General features: G+C 60.9%; 2 protein-coding genes. One reads left to right on the plus strand and one right to left on the minus strand.

The window, feature by feature from the left end; all coding sequences use genetic code 11:
• A partial coding sequence (locus tag ACP5EL_RS10290) for a DUF116 domain-containing protein (RefSeq protein WP_428402419.1) occupies positions 1-244 on the plus strand: 244 nt, incomplete at its 5' end.
• Between the two features lie 11 nt (positions 245-255).
• Here ACP5EL_RS10290 and ACP5EL_RS10295 read toward each other — a convergent pair.
• On the minus strand, positions 256-1,712 hold a 1,457-nt coding region (locus tag ACP5EL_RS10295), incomplete at its 5' end, for a UPF0182 family protein (RefSeq protein WP_428402420.1).

Consider the following 1,712-nt stretch of genomic DNA (forward strand, 5'->3'; position numbering starts at 1 on the left):
GTACCATCCTCGGGCCATCGTCGGCGTCGGCTGCGATATGGAGATCAAGGAGGGGGTCGACCTCTGCCACGGTTATGACATCCCGGCGATAGGCGTCCCCCTTCTGACCAACGGCTGCGTCTCCACGACCCTCGACTGGGACCGATTCTACGAGGTCATATCCGATCACCAGACCTGCGCCCTGACCGACGAAGATGAAGTGCTCGCCATCAGGATCGACGAGGGCGGCACCCCCAGGACCTGAAGCCCCCATCTTCAGCCCCCCGCCCTCTCCTCCAGAGCCTTTATCACCTCTCCGAGCCGGTCGATCTCCTCGCCGTAGCCAGACCAGTTCCCTGCCCGGAGCTGGTCCTGAGCGGACCTATAGAGGGCTCCCGCATCGCCGATCAGCTCTGTGGTGCTCAGGTCATCTCCTCTTCCGGCCGACGTCTCTGGTTCAGCCGCCCCAGGCCCGAACTCAAATATCATGGCCAGGGCCTCCTCCAGGGTCTCCTCCATCACCACTCTGCTTCCGTAGGCGACGATCACCCGTTTCAGCTGCGGAAGCTCGCTGTTCTCGGCCCTTAGAAATAGGGGTTCGACGTAGAGGAGACTCCTCTCTATGGGGATGACCAGGAGGTTGCCTCTGATGACGCTGGACCCCTTCTGGCTCCAGAGGGTAATCTGCTCGGAGATCTCGGTGTCCTGGTCGATCCTGGCCTCGATCTGCATCGGCCCGTATATCAGCTCATCTTTGGAGAACTTGAAGACCACGAGGTCGCCGTAATCGGGCTGGTCGGACTTGGCACACATCCAGGCGATCATGTTGTTCTTCGACCTTGGCGTAAAGGGCTGGATCAGCATGAACTCCTCGCTCCCCTCGCTTCCCGGGATCTTCATGACGACGTAGTAGGGCTCGACGGTCTGCCGGGTCCCCCGGTAGATCTCCGTCGGGATCTCCCAGGCGTCCTCCTGGTTGTAGAAGACCCGGGGGTCGTTCATGTGGTAGTTCCGGTAGATCCCGGCCTGGACGCCGAAGAGGTCGACGGGGTATCGCAGGTGGGCCCGAAGCTCGTTGGGCATCGAGCTGATGGGCAAGAAGAGGTCGGGGAAGATCGATTCGTAGGCCCGGACGATCGGCTCCTCCTCGATGACGTAGTACCGGACGGTCCCGTTGTAGGCGTCGACGACGACCTTCACCGAGTTTCTAATGTAGTTGAACCCCCCCGAGGGCTCGGAGTAGGGGTAGCGGTCGGTGAGGGTGTAGGCGTCGACGATCCAGTAGAGCCTACCGTCTGCGAAGACTATGTAAGGGTCCCGATCGTAGGCTAGGAAGGGGGCGATGGCTCGCGCCCTATCGATGACATTTCTATAGATCATCGCCCTGCTCTCGGCCGTAACATCGTCGCTGAGGAGGATTTTGAGGCTTGCGAGCCTGTAGGCGAAGAGAAGCCTCATCAGGGGGTTGAGCTCTATGCCTCCGGTGCCGTTGTAGTTGGCGTAGACGTTCTCGTCTCCCAGAGGGTAGTCGAACTCGGTGAGCCCCGTCTTCACCAGGACGTAGTCCTTACGCCCCTCGCCGTAGTAGATCTCGGGCCTAGTCATCTTCCCCAGGACCGAGTCGGGGGGTACGTTCTTGACGTAGAACTCGGGGAGGCCCTCGGGGGTCACGACGTTTGCGGGGCTCATGCAGATCCCGTAGCCGTGGGTGTAGAAGAGGTGGAGGTTCTGCC

Source organism: Methanocrinis sp. (assembly GCF_049974945.1).
In the GTDB taxonomy this organism is placed as follows: Archaea; Halobacteriota; Methanosarcinia; order Methanotrichales; family Methanotrichaceae; genus Methanocrinis.